The sequence below is a fragment of the Candidatus Methylacidithermus pantelleriae genome (assembly GCF_905250085.1).
GTDB lineage: Bacteria > Verrucomicrobiota > Verrucomicrobiia > Methylacidiphilales > Methylacidiphilaceae > Methylacidithermus > Methylacidithermus pantelleriae.
The window spans coordinates 1-19,776 of the sequence record NZ_CAJNOB010000056.1; the positions used below are offsets into that span (position 1 = coordinate 1).

Annotated in this window: 14 protein-coding genes and 1 tRNA gene; 6 read left to right on the forward strand and 9 right to left on the reverse strand. The window is 55.0% G+C overall.

The window, feature by feature from the left end; translation table 11 throughout:
• Together KK925_RS09270 and KK925_RS09275 are read right to left on the reverse strand one after the other, a co-directional pair.
• A partial coding sequence (locus KK925_RS09270) for a hypothetical protein (protein ID WP_214096464.1) occupies positions 1-184 on the reverse strand: 184 nt, incomplete at its 3' end.
• 601 nt (positions 185-785) lie between these two features.
• Entirely contained in the window at positions 786-1,331 is a 546-nt protein-coding gene (locus KK925_RS09275) for a ribonuclease H-like domain-containing protein (RefSeq protein ID WP_174582390.1), read from the reverse strand.
• Positions 1,332-1,416: 85 nt separating this feature from the next.
• Here KK925_RS09275 and KK925_RS09280 point away from each other — a divergent pair, with 85 nt between their 5' ends.
• From KK925_RS09280 to KK925_RS09290, 3 genes are all read left to right on the forward strand, one after another.
• The gene (locus KK925_RS09280) at positions 1,417-2,205 is read left to right on the forward strand and encodes a DUF5069 domain-containing protein (protein WP_174582391.1); all 789 of its coding nucleotides are present in this window, start codon (positions 1,417-1,419) and stop codon (positions 2,203-2,205) included.
• On the forward strand, positions 2,177-4,558 hold the full coding sequence (locus tag KK925_RS09285) for a ComEC/Rec2 family competence protein (RefSeq protein ID WP_214096465.1): 2,382 nt from the start codon (positions 2,177-2,179) through the stop codon (positions 4,556-4,558). Before KK925_RS09280 ends, KK925_RS09285 begins: the two co-directional genes overlap by 29 nt.
• A 541-nt stretch (positions 4,559-5,099) precedes the next feature.
• Positions 5,100-6,836 (forward strand): hypothetical protein, encoded by a 1,737-nt coding sequence (locus KK925_RS09290; protein WP_174582393.1) that lies wholly within the window; start codon positions 5,100-5,102, stop codon positions 6,834-6,836.
• 613 nt (positions 6,837-7,449) lie between these two features.
• On the opposite strand, the gene KK925_RS09295 is transcribed toward KK925_RS09290, so the two are convergent.
• The 3 genes from KK925_RS09295 to KK925_RS09305 form a co-directional block, all read right to left on the reverse strand.
• A complete protein-coding gene (locus tag KK925_RS09295) occupies positions 7,450-8,568 on the reverse strand; it encodes a hypothetical protein (protein ID WP_174582394.1) in 1,119 nt (372 codons plus the stop codon).
• A 64-nt stretch (positions 8,569-8,632) separates the two neighbouring features.
• Positions 8,633-9,256 (reverse strand): riboflavin synthase, encoded by a 624-nt coding sequence (locus tag KK925_RS09300; protein ID WP_174582395.1) that lies wholly within the window; start codon positions 9,254-9,256, stop codon positions 8,633-8,635.
• Between the two features lie 28 nt (positions 9,257-9,284).
• A complete protein-coding gene (locus KK925_RS09305; protein ID WP_174582396.1) occupies positions 9,285-10,010 on the reverse strand; it encodes an SDR family NAD(P)-dependent oxidoreductase in 726 nt (241 codons plus the stop codon).
• A gap of 28 nt (positions 10,011-10,038) precedes the next feature.
• Here KK925_RS09305 and KK925_RS09310 point away from each other — a divergent pair, with 28 nt between their 5' ends.
• The gene (locus KK925_RS09310; protein ID WP_174582397.1) at positions 10,039-11,037 is read left to right on the forward strand and encodes an L-histidine N(alpha)-methyltransferase; all 999 of its coding nucleotides are present in this window, start codon (positions 10,039-10,041) and stop codon (positions 11,035-11,037) included.
• Between the two features lie 601 nt (positions 11,038-11,638).
• On the opposite strand, the gene KK925_RS09315 is transcribed toward KK925_RS09310, so the two are convergent.
• Positions 11,639-11,725, reverse strand: a tRNA-Ser gene (locus tag KK925_RS09315).
• A 458-nt stretch (positions 11,726-12,183) separates the two neighbouring features.
• Between KK925_RS09315 and KK925_RS09320 the strand changes: the two genes are divergently transcribed.
• Positions 12,184-13,119, forward strand: a complete 936-nt coding sequence (locus KK925_RS09320; protein WP_174582398.1) for a D-alanyl-D-alanine carboxypeptidase family protein — start codon at positions 12,184-12,186, stop codon at positions 13,117-13,119.
• A gap of 179 nt (positions 13,120-13,298) precedes the next feature.
• Here the strand turns inward: KK925_RS09320 and KK925_RS09325 are convergent, their stop codons facing one another.
• A complete protein-coding gene (locus tag KK925_RS09325) occupies positions 13,299-14,933 on the reverse strand; it encodes a multicopper oxidase family protein (protein WP_174582399.1) in 1,635 nt (544 codons plus the stop codon).
• Positions 14,934-15,151: 218 nt separating this feature from the next.
• Between KK925_RS09325 and KK925_RS09330 the strand changes: the two genes are divergently transcribed.
• Positions 15,152-15,403, forward strand: a complete 252-nt coding sequence (locus tag KK925_RS09330) for a hypothetical protein (RefSeq protein WP_174582400.1) — start codon at positions 15,152-15,154, stop codon at positions 15,401-15,403.
• Between the two features lie 164 nt (positions 15,404-15,567).
• On the opposite strand, the gene KK925_RS09335 is transcribed toward KK925_RS09330, so the two are convergent.
• Together KK925_RS09335 and KK925_RS09340 are read right to left on the reverse strand one after the other, a co-directional pair.
• On the reverse strand, positions 15,568-17,610 hold the full coding sequence (locus KK925_RS09335) for an alpha-amylase/4-alpha-glucanotransferase domain-containing protein (RefSeq protein WP_174582401.1): 2,043 nt from the start codon (positions 17,608-17,610) through the stop codon (positions 15,568-15,570).
• Positions 17,598-19,760: a glycoside hydrolase family 57 protein gene (locus KK925_RS09340; protein ID WP_174582402.1), complete on the reverse strand. Its 2,163-nt coding sequence runs from the start codon at positions 19,758-19,760 to the stop codon at positions 17,598-17,600. The genes KK925_RS09335 and KK925_RS09340 overlap by 13 nt, the downstream gene beginning before the upstream one ends.
• Between the last annotated feature and the right edge of the window lie 16 nt (positions 19,761-19,776).

The following is a 19,776-nucleotide window of genomic DNA, read 5'->3' on the forward strand; positions in this document are numbered from 1 at the left end:
ATCGGCGCTTTTGAGCTACCACTTCGTGCAGGAGCGATAAAGGGCTGGCCAGTGTTTGCCGAACGTCCGTAACACGGACGCCTTTTCGTGGGTGACACACCGGCTCCTTGCGGTCAAACGTTTGGATCTTTGAAAGAGGAAGGCTCAAGCTTTGAGTCGGTGGACCCCGTTCGGACTGGCTCACCTTCTCCCTTCGGGTAGGCTAAGGCAACCGCGATGCTCCAGTCGGCTTCTTTTGCTGTCAGACTGAACCGAAGTCGACCCAGCCGAGACGTCTCCGCTCGGTGCGGTCAACCGCACGCGCCGTCGGGGCACAAATTCTTACCAGAAGGGCTAAGCCTTGTACCCTCGCCCGGAAAGATTGAGACTCTTCGAACGACCATTCGTGCAAGAGACAGTCGCGCTCACCCGCAACGGCGGTCATCTCACCTTGGCCCTACCTACAAGCCATCGGAAGAAGCACCTTTGGCCGTTTCGAGAACGGGGGTTCGGGGGAGACTCAAAGCGACACAAGCGGCAGCCGCCCGACACGGGGAGGTGATCGACTGCCTCCCACGCCGGTCTCCTCGAAAACGCGAGACTGGGTGCTACCTGACCTTTACCTGCGAAGCCCCACCACACAAGCCCTCGGCAGCGCTATCAGGCGGGTATCTCGGAGCATTTCCCCTAACAGGAAAATGGTTCTCTGTAGTTTTAGGAACGGTAAGTCACAGGAATGAGTAGCTCGCCAAGCGAGGCAAAGAGAACCGGCCCAAGGCTCTCCCTTTTGTTGAGCGACTGGGTTTTTAAACCGACCAATCCACCGAGATGGCCTCCTTCTCTCCTGTGCGGTCGTTGAGGAAATAGACCTTTCCGTGACGGACCCCATACTCGTGAAGGAGCCGCGTCGCCTTTACGTCAAAACAACAATAGCGCGCGATATCCAAAAGTCTCCCTTCCCTCCACCACCGCAACGCATCAGTGCCCCGGGCGATTTTTCCGATTCCCAGGGTTGCTCGAGCCAGGGCTTCCAATCCTAACCGGCGACCGATCCGTTTTTCGACGTCGCGCATGAGGTCCAGGCAAGGGAGATCTTCCAAGGAAAAAACGCTATAGGCCTCCAAAATCTTGAGATCGAAGTCGACGATGTTGAACCCGATGACGCAGTCAGCGTGACGCAACTCATCCAACAACTGAGGAATATCTTCTTCGAGATAAATGCGATATTCTCCCGTGAGATTACCATAGGTGACGGCCACCGACATTCCCATTGCGTGCTTGTGGGCCCATCCTCCGACTTCCTGGGCCCCCCTTTGGGTTTCTAAGTCCAGATACACAAGCTTTTTCACCATGGTTCGTACTATTTGTGATATCAAAGGCTATCGTGGCAAGCCGTGGTTTGACGCTGGCCCGGCTGGCAGGCAGGTTTGACGCGCCATGGGAAAAAGGGATCGTTTGCAACGGCTTTTGGAAGAGGTTCGCAACGAGATCCGCGAGATCACCAACGCGGAAGCCCTACGCTACGCAAGGGAAAAGAAGGCAGTGTTTGTGGATGTTCGCGAAACCTACGAGTGGTTCCGCGGTCATGTTCCTGGCGCTCTTCATATTCCGCGCGGTCTTCTAGAGCAACAAATTGAGAAGCGCCTGCCAGACCCATCGACCTGCATCATCTGTTATTCGGGAACGGGCCTCCGCTCCGCTTTGGCTGCTTGGAGTCTTCAAAAAATGGGATATTCCCATGTTTTTTCCCTGGCCGGAGGCTGGCAGGCTTGGAGAAAAGCAGGCTTCCCCTCGAGCACCGAGCCGGAGCAATACCCGCGGAGCCCTTTTGCTAAGCTAGGAGGAATCGTCTACCTGCCCCGGCTGATTGATAAAGCTCGCTTTTGCCCACAGGGGAAGCTGCCGGGATATGAGTATTTAACGTCCGGGTTCGACAAGATGCTCCTGGATTTTCTCTGCATCGAAGGGAGGCGGTTTGAGGAAATCGTTCAGCAGTACGAAACCGACGAGGAAATTTTGGCGCAATTGCGAAAGGAACTGGGGCCAGCATGGCCAAGCGAGTACGCGATTGCTGAGTTTAACCAGCGAATGATCCACAAGCGGCCCGAAACTCCGGAAAAGCGGGCCAAGTTCGAAGCGGCCTGTTCGAAGCTCCCACCCGGGAGAAAACGCCCGGACACCTACTTTGAACTCATGGATGCCCAGGAGGGAAGACCTCCAGCTTGAGCAAAAGGAAGTGGTCCAGCCAGCTCGTGCCCCCTGGTTTTGGCCAGCCTTGGTCTTTACGGCTGGTTGTGCGGTCTCCCTCTTAGCCCCCATCCCTTGGGCTTTACCGCTGGTGGCTGTCGCGGCAGTAGTGGGGTCTTGGGCCCGGTGTTCCCGTGAGTCGCTTCGAGGTCTTTGCGGATTTTTTCTTGCCGTTGGACTCCTCGGGATGGCTCATGGAGCTTTATTTCGACTCCGTAATGAGAGCGGATGGATGGAAGGGTTGGGCCAAAAGGATTTTTCCTGGGAGTCGATTCCTTGGGTAGTCAGGGTGCTGTCACTCCCTTCGGTGGAAGAAGACCCGAGCGGGCAACAGACCCAGACTTTTGTTGCAAAACTCCTTGCTGCTGGGACGGAAAGTGGCTGGGTACCGGCCCGCGGGGGGATTGCAAAAGTGCGTATCCTGGGAAAGGTGGGCGAAGGTTTCTTCGTTCAACCTGGAATGGATCTTTTCCTTAAGGGAAGAATCCAGTCTCCCAACTTCAAGACTCTTTCCTCTTTGCCCTGGGTTCCCCAGCCAATGTTTCCCTCGCCGAGCTCCTATACCTATCGTATGTGGGCAACCTGGAAAAACGTTCGGAAGCTGGGCTGGCAAGAGGGACTTTTTTGGCGATGGCTCCGGTTTTGGGGGAAGGTCCGTGAATGGATCGAACACACATTGGCTTGGGGACTCCAAGACAACGTCCAGGTGCAAAGACTCCTTGTGGCGATGGTTTTAGGCGAAACGCAGGGTTTGAAACCGGAACTGGCCATGCAATTCCAGCGTGCCGGGCTTTACCACGTGTTTGCCGTCAGTGGACAAAACGTGCTCCTCTTTTCTCAAACGTTTCTTTTTGTGTTTCAGACCCTTGGAGTCTCCCGTTTCCGGCTGGCAATTGTGTCTCTCCCTTTGCTGGCGGGCATGGTCCCCTTGTGCGCCGGGTCTTCTAGCGTACAACGGGCGGTTCTCATGACTAGCTTTGCGTCCCTGGCCACTTTTTGGTGTCGTCCTTACAATCCCCTCAATGCTTGGGCCGTTGCGCTTTGGGTCATTGTAGCGATGGAGCCTTCCCGAGTTTTTGATCCAGGATTGGGGCTAAGCTTCTCCATTACCCTTGCACTGGCTCTTCTAGCGGACCCCTTAACGAAGCTTCTGATCCAACCCTTTCGGCAGGATGCGGGGATCCAATCGAGGGTGGTGGCCGGCTGGGATCCAGCCAGGGGACGTGTGGCGCGGATTTTTGCCTGTGCGTTAGCGACAACGCTCGCAAGCTGGATGGGTGCTTTGCCCTGGGAGATCGTGTGTTTTCACGCGATCAGCTTAATAGGCCCGGTTGCCAATTTGTGTCTTCTTCCCGTCGTGGAAGCCATTATGGTGGCTGCCAGTCTTTCCGTTGCCTTCGGATGGTTCTTTCCAGCTGTGAGTTTCCTTCTCAACCGGGGGAATGCGTGCTTGCTTGGGTGCCTGTTAAGCGGCGTGAGTTTTTTTTCGCATTTCCCCTTGGCTATCCTTGCGGTTCCCACCCTGAGCAACACCGGTCTTTCAGAAAAAGTGCGGTTGATTGTGCCCTCTTTCCCTGGTGGCGAGTCTTGTATCGTGCTTTGGCAGGGCCGGGCCTGGATCTGGTATCGAGGAGACATGGCAAGCTACCTGCAATGGATCGAGCCTTGCCGGCGATGTCTTGGAGTGAACCGTTGGGAGGCCGTGTGTTGGGAGCTCGACGCGACCCGGGAAGCGGCACAAAAAGCGGGAGTCATCCCGGCCGGACGCTGGCCACTACCGGGAAAGGTTTCCTTCTCAGGAACGGCCAATGGCGACGTGGTCGTTCGAGGACCGGGGGATTTTGAGATTCGGTGGCTTCGTCCATCGGAAACGGAACCCGAGAGCTATTTTTGGGTTCGGTCCTTGCGAAAAACGGCGATCATCGCCAGTAACACGACCTACACAGGCCAGGCCCGGGTGGGCTCTGTATTCCTCTCACCTCAAGGCCGGGTGGAGGTTTTGGTTCAACGCTCAGCGGGCCTTTTCTCATGGGAATGGCTTCGTCGCTTGCGCCCGCGGTACTGGCTGGTCAGCGGCGGTGAGGGGATCACCCAGGTGGTGGAGGAGTTTGGGTGGCGTTCGCGAACGGGCCCTCCCTTTGCCAAGCTAGGTGTGCTAGAAAAAACGCACGGATTGGAACTTCGGTGGGGGAAAGGCGAAAATGAGGAGATTTTTCTGGGAAATCCAAAGTATCGTCTTTTTCCTTTGGGATTAGCCACTGGAGAAGCTTGCTGGGCCGTGGAAACATCCACCGGTGCTTTCGATCCCGCTGCCACTGCCGATGGAGGATAGAGGCTTTCAGGCGACCCTTCCAGCAAGCTGTAGCCAGTGGGGTTCTCGCGACAGGTTGCGGTTTGTGAGCTATTCCCGGTCGGCACGGTCCCAGCAATCTTACCCAGCACTCTATCTGGTGAATGCCAGAAGAACGATACGCGCTTTCGCGGCGCGGTGCTCTGTTATCTCACTTCCCCAAAGAGACTGGATATTTCGACCCCGGTGATGATCAAACCATCTCGCACAGAACGCTTGGCGGTTGGGGGACGACCGACAATGGGGCTTATTTTCTGGGAGGCACGACGCGTAGTTTTCCTTCGCTACGGAGGGACTGCCCCGAGGACGATCTCTTGGGGTCATTGGCGGGGGAAATGATCCCCTACCCAATAGGTTTCGCCGAGCAACCGCGTGTTTCTTACAGAGCCTTAGGTGGATTGTAAGCGGTTGGCATTCCTCCTGTCGCAGTATCGAAAGACCTGCAAGACCTTGCGGAAACCAGCGCTTCCCAATCTAGCCCTCTTCTCCGTAGCATCGCGCAACACAAACCCGCTCTTCGTCCATGGAACGTCCAACCTTCTTTGACAACCGAATCTTTCCATGGGTTGTCTCCGCGCTCATCGTGGCAGTGGTTAAATTCTTTAGCCCTTGGACCCTTTCCTGGGATGAAGCTTGCCAGCACGAAGTGGCTCATCGATTGGTCGCAGGACTGGGGCTAACCTCGACTTTTCTCTCGATTCCCTCCGAGGATCTTTGCCAGGATCCCCTCCCTCGCCCTTATTTTCACCATCCCCCTGGTTATTCCCTTCTGATAGCGGCCCTGCTCACGCTCAAGCTCCCGATTCTTCCGTCACTACGCGTGCTTTCCTTTGCACTCACCCTTGGCGGATGGATCGGGTTTGGCCGCATCGCCCGACTCCTCTTCCCTGCACCTGAACACCCGAACGAGCGAGCCACTTTTCCCTGGATGGCTGCTTGGATCATCCCTTGGTTGTGGAGCCCATGGTGGCGAGGCACCGACCTTTACCTTTGGGCGCTAACTCCGTGGGTACTCCTTATCGGAAGCCTTCCCGGCAAGGCATATCCCTACGCTACGTTTACTCGAGCTCTCCAAGACGCCTTCCTTGGAATGCTGGTTGGAATCCTTTACTGGATCCGTTATGCTTCACTTTTTCTTTTGGTGTGGTTCCATCTATGGATTCTTATCGACACGGATTGTCCCCGCAGGTTTTTGATCCGGCGGTGGATATGTTTTTGGCTCGGCTTTTCCCCCCTTTTTTTTCTTTTGCAATTCTTTCAAAGGATAGCCGAAACCAACCACCGGGGGTTGATAGCTCCCTTTCTTACCATCGGCGGCTTCGGAGAGGTTGGGTCCCGACTGAAGGAACTTCTTTTGGAGCTAGGGAATACTGCCCAACCCTTTTTCTTTTTTTTACCCGGGTCCTGGCGCCGCGAGCTTGTCCAAGGTTGGCCGAGCTGCCTTTTCCTCTGGCTTTTGGCCGTAGCTTTGCTTCTCTGGCCTTTTTTTCTCCTGCGTAAAGACCGATTGGCACCCTCTTCCCCCCAAAGGCGCCTTCTTAAGGCTTGCTTATGGGCAATCCTGGCCAATTTTCTTACGCTTTCTCTAGCGGAACTGGCCAGCCACGACATGGAGCAGGGAAAAATCCCCTTTCTTCTGGAAGACCGTTATTTCTGGCCGGTTGGAGCATGCTATCCCTTGGTAGGGATCGCTGCCCTCACCGGTTGGCGAAGCGGAAAGGCGTTAGCCCGCTGGGCTACGGCGATCTTTTCCCCTCAGTGGCGTGCGATCACGACGCTGGTGTCCCTTTTGGCACTTGCGGGATTATTTATAAGACAACCTCTACGTCAGTGGACGGCCAAAGCTCTCGATGAAGCCCTTCGTTCCATGGAACGCCCGCGAAATGTTTTTGTCACGGGAAAAGAAAAATCCAAAAGGTATGTGCATCTTCTAGCTCGGAGCCATCCGGGGGCTGCGTTCTACATTGAAGACTACCCCTTCTATGCCTTTGACTGGGATCCTTTCCACAACCCCCTACGCCCCATTCCCCCACCCAGCTTCTGGCAGCATGCCTGGTGCTCCTGTTCCAAGGAACTCTTTTGGATTCTCGGGCAATCGAGCCCAGGAGCCTTTTCTCCCAAAAGCAGCGGGTATCGAAAACCCCTGGGAAATCTAGGCAAACATTTTTCCGTGGAGCTCGTTACCTTTTTTCCCGAGGAAGAGGTGGCCATTTTCCATTCCGTAGTCCCGGCGGGATATCGCTTCCGGGGAGAACCCTGAGGTGATGTTGCCGACAGGGGTCGCCCCACCTCCACGGGCTGTCCTTAGCCAGCGCGAACGTTCCGACGTTTCTTTTTTTTGAGGGTTTCCAGCTGAACACCCTCCCGGTTTTTTCCAAGGAAAAAGGTTTATGCCAAAAAACGGCGCAGAATATCTCCATCCTTTTTTCGCGGATCAAGATGGGAAAATCCCGCCCGCCACAAGGGCGGGCCTTTGGTTTGGCATTCCTCGGATGGGGCAGAGAATGGACGCACTCTCCCTGACCGCCATGGCGTCGCTTGGCCTGTGTCCCCAATGAGTCTTGCGGTCCGAGCTTTTTTCTTTCTTTGGGAAAGACTCCCGGAAGCCTTTTCTGTGCGACTTTTTTCAACAACGCGGGGCCTTCCGTTGCCGGAATCCAGGGAGGCAGCGGGAAGGAAAGCATGCATGAGTTCACGGCCGATTTTGCTCCTTTGGCAGACCCAGGGCGCAAGGCTCGGCAAGATTGCAGAAGGGAGCCTCTGCGGCGGGCTTTCCTCGTTTCAGCCATTACCAATGGGAGGCAGCACCGTTTTGGACTCCGGCTAGCAAAGGGGTGACCGATGGGGTCATCGGGCTGAGAGCACTGGCACCCTCAGGGAAAAAAATCCCAGATTACTCCGTTTGGTTTATCGCTACTGATAGGAACCCGCCACGTACTTTCGGCAACCACTCGGTTTTGTTCATCCAATCCTTGGAGACGAACGCGACTGGTCCCTTCGGGACAACGCAAGGAGGCTAGAAAAATCCGATGAGGGAGATTACTCCAGGAACGGATGTCCGCCAAGGAAGGTGCGCTTTCCCCCGCTGAGGCTTCCTCGGAACTGTCGGAGCTCTGGCCAGTTGAGGATGTTACCGGTTGACCATTGAGAAACGCCTCTACATGTTGACCCCGCCAAGTGGTCGCCTGCCAATAGAGATCTTCCGTCGGTCCGATCACAAGCGGCTTTTGTCCAACAAGACCCACCGTGACTCGTCGAACCCGATCCGGTCCTTCGGCCAAGACTAGAATCTCCCCGTTTTTCCCCCGCCGGAGCTTGTGCGGACCCTCCCCAGTTTCCACAAGTACGAGAATATTATCTCCTGCTACCGGTAACGCCCCCTTGGTGGATCCACCTTGGATCCGGTTCCATATCCGGATGGCCTGTTTTTTGGCCTTTTCGTCACCTGCGACTCCGGCAGCATAAGAGGCTACCCAGGCAGCACTTGCCCAGTCACCCTGGCCATCCTCTGTGGTTATCCCGTCTTCTTCGAGGCATTTTTTCGCTGCTGCTATCGCGGCTGCAAAATTCTCTTGCTGGATGTAGAGAACCGCACGGTACAGATACAGAGCGGACCGTTCATACGGTTCTCCCAGGAACCACGGACTGGCCATTGGCTTTTTTCTTGAGGCTTGTGCCGATTGGGCAGCCCGGATTCGGACGATGGCTTCATCTAAGGCACGCGCAGCCAAAGAGTAGCGAGACTCCCGCGCGCTCGCCAACCCTAACTTGAGGCTTGCACAAATTCTCTGGTTATCGTCTCCCAGCGAGTAGTCCAAATAGAGTCTTCGCAAGGAGGGCGGGATGTCTTCTGCCGCCATTCTTGCATGGAGGGCCTGCGCGCGATCTAGGCTAGAGGATTCAATTGCAACCAGGCGAAGCGCGCCAGCAATACCCAACCCCAAGAGTACGAGCACTGCCAAGAAGCCCTGCCAAAGGGTACGCAAAACCATGATCGTTTTTCTCCAAGCCGGCTGTTTTTCCTTCCGAAAGAGATCCTTCTTGAAGCTATAAGAACTAGCCCCCCGCGAAACTCACACCGTTCTGGCAACTCCGGTATTCTAGCATGTGCCAGAGATATTTGGCGATCAGATCCCACTCGACGTTCACCGGCTGCCCGGCTACGCGAGTGCAAAGGTTGGTGTGATGATAGGTAAAAGGTGTAACGGCCATGGAGAAGCGATCCTTGGCTACGGAAACCACCGTAAGACTAATTCCATCAACCGCCACCGACCCCTTGGGAACCGCATAGGGTCTCCATGCCTCCAAAAGTTCCACTTCCAACCAGAATTCCCCGTTTCTTTTCTCTAGTGCCAAGATGTGTCCCACCCCGTCCACGTGGCCTGTGACCCAGTGCCCGCCGACGGGGTCTCCGAGTCGCAGTGCCCGCTCCAGATTCACGCAACTGCCTACCTCTAGTGACGATAGGTTGGTCGCCCGCTGGGTCTCCTCAAGGAGCAAGAACCGGCCGCGTTCTCCTTTGAGCTCCTCAACCGTAAGACAACATCCGTTGACTGCCATACTCTCTCCGGAACGGATCTGCGAACCCAATGAGCAAAGGTCAATCTCTAACCGCATACTTCCCCCGGTGACTTCCTTCTGCCAAACTTTCCCCGTTGCTTGAACGATTCCCGAGAACATTCGGCGTCTCCCTCTTCGAAGAACTTTGTTAGCGGAGATTCCACCCCCCGCTTACAATAATGTGCGAGCCGGTAAGGTAGCTAGCGCTTGGTTGACAAAGAAAGGAAATGACGCTCCAGATGTCCTCGAAAGATCCGTAGCGACCTGCCGGAATTTTCTCCAGAGGGGGCAAGTCCAGACTATTTTCCAGATATCCCGGTGAAACCATGTTGACAGTGACACCATAGCGAGCCTCCTGGCGAGCTAGGGTACGGGTCAAAAGAAGAAGACCCGTTTTTCCAACATGATAGCTCAAAGCCCATTGTCGCGCACTGAGCCGCTCGGCACTGGAGTCTCCGATATTGATGATCCTCCCCTGTCCTGCGGACCGCAGAAGCGGTAAGCACGAGGAGCTGGTAAAGAAAGCGGCGGTCACCGTGGAATCAAGACCTTCACGCCACTCTTCTTCGGTTAACTCGAACGTCGGCTTGGGCGTATAGACTCCCGAGTTATTGATCAAAAGATCCAAGCGGCCAAATTCCTTTCGACACATCTGGGCTACGTACTCTGCTTCCTTCTTTTTGGAAAGATCTGCTTGAACAACTGCAGCCGGGCGCCCAACCGATCGAACGCGTTCTGCTGCCCAAAGTGCCCCCTCCTTGCTTCTTCGGTAATGAATGAGAACCGCCCAACCCTCTTTTCCGAGCCGGCACGCCAGCGCCTGTCCAAGGCCCGTTCCTGCTCCTGTGACCAAAGCTACTTTGGTTGTTTCCACCCTTCCCTCACTCTAGTAGAAAGCCCTTGTGAGGAAAAGACCGCCCTCTTTCCTTGGCGTGCACGTGGATCGTGCGTCAGTCAAACACTGGGAGCAATGGCTAAAACCCAACCACTGGCTTCAAAAAGGCTCGTTTGATCCAGCTCTGCACTACCAAACAAGAGCACAAGCCGCCTTGTGGCAAGAGGTTTTCCAACGACACGCACCTTTGGCCCAACGCCGGGTCTTACGTCTTTACCGGAGTCTCGCACAGGCGATCGCCCAACGCTACCAAGGGACCGTTTTGCGGGTCGTAAGCCTGGGCGTTGGGACCGGAACCAAGGAAAGGTGGGTTCTCCAAGAACTTCATCGAAACGATAACGAGCTTGAATGGGTTCCTGTTGACGCGAGCCTTCCGCTTCTGCTCGAAGCGACCGTTCCGAGAAGGCTACCCCCCCTCCAGCGCCTTTTTCCTCTGCTGGCTGATTTTCGGGAGGCACCCCGTTGGTCCCAAAGTCTTCAGAAGGAGTTAGGTGCGAAACCGACGGTATACACGCTTTTCGGTCTTCTCCCCAATTATCGACCCAGAGAATTTTTCCCCGTCCTTCGAAAGATGTTAGGAGAGAAAGACCGGGCCTGGGTAAGCGCAAACCTCGTTCCGGGAGGCTCCAGAACCCAATCCGATTACAAAAAGGCCGTAGAAAGCGTTCTTTCCCAGTACGACAATTCTGAAACAAGGCGTTGGCTTACGGAAATCTTGCGCGAATGGGGTCTCCAGTACGGTGTGAACGATTGCCAAGTGAGTCTCGTTCCAGATGGCATCCTGTATGCCATTTCCGTTACGGTGACCTGGAAAGGAAAAGTGGGTAAGATGGCTACGCAGGAGTCAATTCCAGATGCAGGGACAAAAAACCTTGAGCTTTTTCGAAGCTACCGCTACACGCCCGAGCTTTTCGAGCAAACGGTACGGGAGTTTAAACTCCATCTTCGGAACTCCTGGATTGCCCCCAGCCAAGAAGAGGGAATATGGGAGGTGAGTCTCCCCTAGGAAACGTGAAAGGCTTCTTGCAAGGCCAGTGGAGCCAAGGAAACGCTTGCTAGCGGCTTCAACTTCTCTTTCAAAGGTAAGGAAAAATAGAGCCGATACGGAATACGAGCCTACGGCGGTTTTCCTTTCGCAGAGAGGCGATGGACCGAGCGCGCCCACCGGGGATATTTTGTAGGACGTTTTTTTCTGGAAAACGAAAGGGGCGCTAGAAGGGAATCAAACGGAAGACAAGCCCGCGAAAATGGCTAAAAAAACAATAGCCAATAAATCCCTCTGCCCTCCCCAGGGAAGCTTGCGAAAAGGAAACGTCTGGCCAACCTCCAGCGGGGCTTTTTCCATGGTCCATAGGCGAGGCCCGCCCAAGCTTGCTCACTCCTCGTACCCCCCTACCTGCACCCGGGCAAGATACGCCTTTCGTGGCCCCTTTTTTGCGAAAAACGCGGGCTTCCTTTTCGGCTGCCCCGAATCTTTGGTTGCGAGGGAGCGTTTTGGGTTGGAACTTTTATCCTCGAGCCCAAGGGGCTACAGGTAGGAACAAAGAGCTATCTTTTCCGATGGACCGCGTTTGCTCCTGCCAGGGCTAATTCTCCAGACGACAGAGCGGACAGGGTGGGATTCGAACCCACGGAGGGGTTGCCCCCTCTCTCGATTTCGAGTCGAGTGCCTTCAACCACTCAGCCACCTGTCCCTGTGAAAAAGGCTTTCGGCTTTGCGCCTTGTACAAGCAATAGAGAAAAAGAAACCCTGGTAAGCAAGCGTCTTTTTGAGGCGGGCTCTTCTCTTGCCGAGAACAAGATTGGCCGGATCGGTGGAAAGGTGGGTAACCTTTTCCGGGCCATTGAGGCCGGTTCCTTAGGGCAGGATCGAAAAAAGCTTCGAACGGGATCCGTCGGTCAAGGCCTATGGGTGCACGGCTCGTTTTTTTTAGGCAAGGGAACGAATAAAAGTCTCTCCTCCAAGAAATGAGTTTACAATGTTAAGAAGTTTAAACGTTAGCTCTCTTTAACTAGAGAGCAATCGTCTTCTATGAACCAGGGCAGGCCACTTGGGTTTTGGTAAGCCGGCAGCCGATTTTCTCTGCTTGGGGCCAGATACAACAACATGAGAAAACGAGCACAACTCCCAAGAGAAAAACTCCCCCCTTGGATGAGTCGGATTGACCGACGTGGTCGGGTGGCTTTTGTGCCGGCGAGGTTTTTTAGGGTGAGCACAGGAAAATCGGTATCGGTCCTCCGCATCGCCCTATGGGTTTGCATAGCCTCGTACGGGTGGGTTGGAGCGGCCGGTCCTTCGGTTGCCCGGGGACAGGCTTTTTCTGCACCGCAACCTCCTGAGGTCAGCGCGCGATCGGGAGTTCTTTGGGATCTTTCGCATCGGACCGCGCTTTGGGAAAAGAGTTCGGAACAGTCCAATCCCCTGGCAAGCACCTCCAAGCTCATGACCGCGATTGTGGTCATGCGAAAGACGGGTCTTTTAGGCGATGTGGTAGTCAACCGCCAAGATCTGATCTTTTTAGGGGGCAGCTACGCTCCCACGGTTCGATTGGTTCCGGGAGACCGCATTCCCGTGCGGGAACTGGTAAAGGCTCTGGTCATTGCTTCCAGTAACGAGGCTGCCAATGTCCTTGCCCGGTACTGTAGTGGGAGTGTCGCTCGTTTTGTACAAGAGATGAATGCAAGCGCTCAAGAAATGGGGTGCAAAGGCACGCATTTTGCCGATCCCCATGGGCTTTCCCCGGATACCCGTGGGACCGCCTCGGATCTTGTACGCATTTTTGAGCGTTTTTTACGTTTTCCGCTCCTGGCGCACTGGGCCGCACAGACCTCGGATGTTTTGCGGGATTCTGAGGGCCGGCCGCTTCAGCTTCTGTTTTCTACGAATCGTCTTTCTGGGATTTATCCCGGTCTGGGCCCGGCGAAAACGGGTTGGACATCGGCGGCGGGCCATTCCTACGTGGCAGTCTGGGGACAGGGTGAGCGGAAGGCTATCCTGGTTCTTTTGGGAAGCCGTGATCCATGGCAGGATGCATGGCATCTTCTCGATTACCTTCAAAGCTATTACCGGGCTTGGTCAAGCCAGTAAGGCACTGGTTTAGGGAAAGAACTGTCGTCGTTTCTTGTCTCTTTTGGGCTCGCCCATCTGGTGTCGAAAAGCTTTCTCTCGTGCCGGGTGGACCGCTGGGAGAATCCAGGAAAAAAGAAAAGAGAATTCCCGTGTTTGCCTTTTTTGGAGGGGGTATCACCCAAAAGGAAGCCGGGCTCCTAATTTACCCGGAACACAAGAAACATCCCGCTGTGGAGGTGCTCAAGAATGTGGCAGTGGGCCATCCACTTGCCGGGGTTGGAAAGTTCCACCAGAAGGTCGACCGTATCCCCGGCGCCGACCTGAACGGTGTCTTTCCACACACGGAGTTTATTTTCCTCCGCATTGGTAGCCAGCACAAGGAAACGTTGCCCGTGGATATGAATCGGGTGTTGCATGGGATGGAGGGAGTGGATGTCATTAATTAACCGCAAAAACAAATACCCATCCCGGGAAAAATCCCAGCCTTGGATCGCCTCTCCGGAAGCTCCGGTGGAAAGATCCACCAACTTCCAATGAACATCCTTGGAAGTGGACGACTTATTTGCCTGGTACATGTGGTCTTCCCATTCTACTTTGGCCCCTTTTTTAACAAGGGCGGTGAGCATCCCTAGGAAAAGTTGCTGCCGCGCCTGGGCGGCTTCCGGGGATTCGGCCGTCGCAACCCCTTGGATCGCGGCGGGTGTAGCATCCACTGTGAGCCGGAGGGTTTTTTCGGGTCGAGCGTCGCGATATTTGGCTACGAGTTGATCAAACAATGCTTTTTCCGGTTGGTTTTCCCGCAGCACAAGGAATTCTTTCTCGTAGGAAGGAGAAGCGGCGTCGCCGGAGACTTGGAAAGTGGCCAGCTCATATGTCCTCGGACCTACCAGGGGATCCTCCGCATGGTGGGTGAGCTTGTACGTCCCCGGTTGAGGGAAAAAGACATCCACGATCCAGCGTTCGCTGGGCGCAATGACCAGCGCATCGAGAAAAACCTCATGATCCACACGCCCATTGTCCCCGCCCACCAGCTTCATTTTGGCTCCCGGAATAAAAAGGCGATACGGCCGGGCACTGGAAGCATTCAGCAGGTAGAAGCGAACGACTTCTCCCTTTTTTAGTTCTAGCTTATAATCCGTTTGGCCATTGACCAGGATGGTGTTTCCAAACCGGCCCATAAACGCAAAGTTCACCCGATCGGGCAAATATTCGGGAATTTTGCCGTCCTTTAGCAGAAGGTCATGGAGCGTCAGAACCACTTCCCGGTTTGCCGGAGGCCAATAGTTAGCCTCGGAGGGTGCTACGAGGTAAACTCCAAAAAGACCTAGTTCCTGGGCATAATCCTCCCGGAAGTGCGGGTGGTACCAGTAGATCCCAGGATCCGGGAAACGAACCCGATAGACAAAACTTTTCCCTGGGGGAACCGCTTTCTGGGTGACATCTGGAACTCCATCGAAGGAATTTTCCACCCGCACTCCATGATGATGGATGGTAGTGGGAAGACCGCAATGGTTCACCAGAGTAATCTCTACCTGGTCACCCTGGTGAACTCGAAGGAAAGGTCCAGGGCTAGAACCATTGTATCCGAGTTCTCGAACGATGGTTGTCCCAATCTTCTTGGTCACAGGAGAGGCGACCAACGTGAACTTGGCCCCATTGGCAAGATCAACCGTTTGCGGCTGGGAAGCAGGGGGAAGTCCTTGGACAGAGAGCGAAAGGTCCAAGGCTGGTCCCTGCCCCCGGTACCAGAGAAAAGCTGCAATACCTGCAGCGGCCAAGATCAAACCAGCCCAAAAAGCCCAGCGGGCAATTCCTGGTTTTCCCTCCCTCATTTGCAAACCTCTCACGACCGGTGGCTCGCCAACGGCCTCTTACCCCAGTATTCCAGGCCCAGACTCACCCGGCCTGGAGTCACGGCACGATAAAGATTTTTCCTGTGTAAGGGCACTTAACCTCGGTTCCAGGAGGAAACCCCTGTACATCGACCAAGCCCGCATGCTCGGCATAGGGGCTTCGCACAAAACCCTTTTTACCGGGCACGGGAATCCCCTTGGGATACTTGGTCGTAGCCGTTGTCGAGCTGGAAGCTGAACCGGAAGAACTGGGCGAGGGAGTGGAACTTTCCGCAGTCCCGCCGCTACTCCCTGTCCATGGCTTGTATTCGCTTGGAGGCGGAGAGGTGGAGGGCTGGGAAGAGGATGGACTGGAAGAAGGAGCGGAAGACGGTTCCGAAGGGGCAGAAGCAACGGGGGAAGTTGCCGGCTCCGGCATGCCGGCTTCGCGCGTCTTAGCGGGCGTATGACCCGCAAAGGGCTTGGAGGGCTCCGCGCAACCGTAGAGTCCAAGCCCAAGACACACAATCAGTACAACATGACACCAACCCAAGGAAAAGCTTCTCATCGTTTTTCTCTAAAGCCAAAGGACAGATACAACCGACCGAACCCTCCACGTAGCCTATAATAGTTCTTAGATCTTTTTCATGCGAGAAACAAGCAAAAACCTTTCTGTAGAGCCACAGTCAAGACGTAAGGGCCATACCACTACAAAAGACGAGCCTTGATAGTTTCGTTCTGGTTCTCCCTCCGTGAGCGTGGTCGTCCACACCCCAAAATGCCACAGAACCGCTGGGTGACCCAGTTCCCATTCCCACAGAAACTTGCGAGTTTGGTCCTGGATCGCCCAAGTGCGCGCTTCTGCGCACTCGAAATCAGTGGCGCAACTGAAGCGATCGTCTCCCACGACGAGCTGGCGTTCCGAGCCATCGGCAGCTAAGCAGGTATAGTTGAGCTCGCACGCAAACCACACTTCGATCGGTACCTTTCCTTGATTGGTCAGCTGGTATTCGACGTGAAGGCTTGCCGGGGGATGGAGCGAGTAGCTTTTTTGACAGGAAAGGGGATGACGTTGTTCTCTCCAATACAGTCCCCCATGACGTTCCAGGACCAGAGTGGCCCGTTGGGGTTCCAGGGCCCAGGTTTTGACCGCGTAGGGTTGGTTCACAAAATCTCCAAACTCCACAAAGGATCCTGCCCGAAAATCCTCCAGGCTGGTTCCCGGGGGAATGAAGTGATCCTGAAAAACGTATCGAAGATACCAGTCCTGAGGAGTTTTCCGCGATTCGGGCAGTTCCTTGTGATAGGCTTCCTGCCGGCGGCAAAACGTGTTGGCTACGTTGTACCGTGTCGGGAGGAACGAAAACTCGCACACGCTCCCTCCGTAGGAGGGAAGGACCCAAACGGAACAGATCTCGGTTCGTAACATCCATTCTTTGGCAGGACTTCCTGGCAGGGTTGTTGCGGCAAGGAAGACTTTTTGGCCTGGCGGGAAAGAAAAAATCTCTTCCTCTACTGACAAAAGCCTTTGGTAGACGGCATCGCGAAGATAGTTGGCGTAGACTCCACCACTGCGGCAGTGCCAATAAGCCGAATGCTCTTGCGCTGCCCAGAGGGCTTTTCGTGCCCGGTTCCGGGCGATGGCTGGCAGCTCGTCCAGTTGCTTTCGAAGCTGGAGCATTTTCCGATACATCCGGTAGGCTTCAGGATATTTTGCCAGAAAGCCAAGCCAGTTTGCCGCGCGAAAAAAGGGAAGAAAACGGTCAGCGTCATACCGGTTAGCAAGTTCGCCGTAAGCCTCGCGGTACTCCACTTCGCTCGAGGTTGGCATGGCAGAAGGCGCCAGTTGGCTGGCGGCTCCACACGGGAGAAAAGTCAATTGCCAGCTCCCCTCGAAGACCTCTTCCGGTAGGACGGTTGGAAGCCAGTCCTTTTCCTGCTCAAGAAACCCAAGCCACGCTTCCAGTCCTCCCTCTTCATAGAGGCGCTCGTAGGTTTGGGGCCAAAACCCTAAAAGGGCACCATTGTGGCCGAGAATCACAAGCTGCGGCTGTTGCCGGTGGCTAATCTGTACAAAGGCGCTCTTCGTCTCCACCAGCGGTGCAAAAGGAATGGAACGCGACCAAGATCGATGGATCGGAAAGACGACAACGGGATGGCCCGCGTATTCGGTCCGGAAGGGGTGGAAAAGTTCTCCTTTTTTCCAGCCGGCTGCCTCAAATAACGAATCTTCTAAGAAGGTGTACTGGTATCCCGCCTCGGCAAGCAGCTGGGCAAAATGCGGTTCCCACACCGATTCGGGAAGCCAGGCCCCCTTGGGCTCTTTTCCGAACCGCCCAGAGATCCAGCACGCCAGTTCCACCAGCTGGCCAAGGGCGTCGTTTCTCGGCAGCAGGTTAAGAAGCGGTTCATAGAAGCCCCCGCCTAAAAGTTCCACCTGTCCGAGCCGGACTCTTTCGGCCACCTGGTCCAGCAAAGCAGGATGGTGGGATTCGATAAACTCAAAAAGATTGCCCGAAAAGTGAAGCGCCACGCGGATTTTGGGGTGACGTTCCAGAGCCGCCAGGAGGGGCTGGCAGCTCCGGCAGACGAACCGCTCGTAGATCTCCGGAAAATTCCCCAGCGGTTGGTGGAAATGGATCACCCACAGGAGCCGAACCGGCTTTAAACAAACCATTGGGCAGCCTCAAAGTCTTCCGTGGGTGCGATAAAACTCAAAGCCCCATGATCCGGGTAGCGTTCCAACACCATCCCCTTTTCCATGAGTTTCACAAAAAAGGCGACCTCTTTACCCGGTTCCCAGGCGAGCCATGGAATGGGGATCGCCACAACGAGAAAATCTTCCCAAGCGGCTTTGACGGGAATGTCACAGGGCTCGAAGTGGACGCCGTCAGAGCTTTGTTCTGCTCGGCAGCTGGGGGGTCTTCCCGCGGGAATCTCAAGAGTCACCCGGCGCGTAGTTGGGCTAATGAAATCCACCTGAACGGATTCTGGTCGCATGCTTAGATCCAGCCGCAAGTAAAAGGTTTCCCGGTCGAAGCCGAACCAAAGGCCCTGTCCAATCCGGTTGGAAAGAAACATGGCCGAGCCCTGGGCCCGGAGATTAAAAAAACCTGCGCCTACCCATTCGAAAAAGTCTTCTAGCTTGCCGGAAAGGGCAGGAGTCACCCATGCACTTGGTTTGGTATAGGCTGCCACCGGAACGGGGGCGCAAATGGATACGTCTAAGTAGGGTGGCGGATTGGTGCCGGACAAAAGGTAGACATTTTTTAAATGGGTCCGGAAAAGCTCATCGAACGCCAGTTTCGTATCCGTGACAAAGTCTGGACCGTACCACCAGAACCAGTCACTCCCTTCGGCCGCGTAGAGTTCCATCCAGGCTGCCTCAGTCGCAGCAGCTTCTTGGGAATCCCTTGGAGCACGGTTGCACAGAAACGCGCGCGTTCGACGCAGCCACTCCCAGGCTTTATTTTCCTCCGGGTCTCCAATCCAAATGTCAAAATCAGAATGAATCCACGAACCGGTATACAGTCGTCGCAGTTCCTCATCGGGAGGGAAAAGCGAAAAATATTCGCCTAGCGTGCGCGTTTTGAGCCGGGTGTGAAGCGAGAGCCCCTCGTAGAGTCGCTGGAGAAATTCCTCGCCCTGATCGCGAAAGTTTTCCCACGCGTTTTCCCCATCCAGAGCCAAACAAACGACGGCTGAGGGAGATGGATAGCTAGAACAGATTTGTTCGAGGTGATGAAGGATGAAATTGACCGCCTGGGACGGTTCGTTATTGGCCGCCTGGAATCCAATAAAATCCGAAAGCCCCCGGTCTCGAAACACCGCTAATACCTCGCTATCCTGGTGAACGACTCGCCATCCCCGGAAAAGAAGTCCCCGTTCCGAGGCTTTGCTTCTCCATCGGGGATCTAACGAAAGACTATGGAAAAGGATTCCCTCATCCGTGCAGAAATACTGGAACCCGGCTTGGTGAAAAAGGGGGACCAGTTCCGGGCAGACGGATCCTTCCGAAGGCCAAACTCCTTGAGCCTCTTTTCCAAAGGTGGCCCGGTGCTTGGCCTGGGCGAGTTGCAACTGGGCAAGAGCATCTTCGGGGGCATAAAACTGGGTCGGAAGCGGAACATGGGGCATGCACCGTGCGGCAAAATCGGAATTGTAGATGAGAGGAAGGATCGGATGGAAATAGGGAGAAGTCGTAATCTCGATCTGACCGCGCTCCATAGCCTTGCGGTATAGCGGCAGGATCAACCTAAGAATTTCTCGATGGATATCCAAAAGCTGATCTCGCTGTTCCTCCGTAAAATCCCTTCCTTGAACGCGCAACTCTTCGATCAACGGGAAGCGCTTTCGTGCGGCAAACCCGCACCATACCAGGTTGTGGAGAGTTTGGAGATCCAAGTAGTCCTGAAGACTAAACAGGCGGGTCGATTCGGCAAGATGGTTAGTGGCCGGAGGTTCTTTTCCCCTCCGTTGCAAAAGCTCCCAGTAGCGGGGGATTGGCCGGATCATGGTCTCCCAGTTGGCCCGGAAAAACCCTTCCAGAATGGCAATCTTTTGATCGTCTCGCAGCTCTTCCACTGGGGTCCGGCTGATGAGTTCATGCTCATCCATCATCTTGCCTTGAGCCAGTTCTTCAATCTGCTGGATGAGCACCGGGGTGATGTTAAACGTAACTTTGATCGATGGGAAACGCTCCAGCACGTCAATCATGTCCAGGTAACTGTGCACGGCGTGGAGTCGCACCCAGGGCATACGGGCCCGTTGAGAGACGGGGTCCGCGTAGTAGGGCTGGTGCATGTGCCAGAGTAAAAGGATGTTCATACCTGGAAAACCCTCG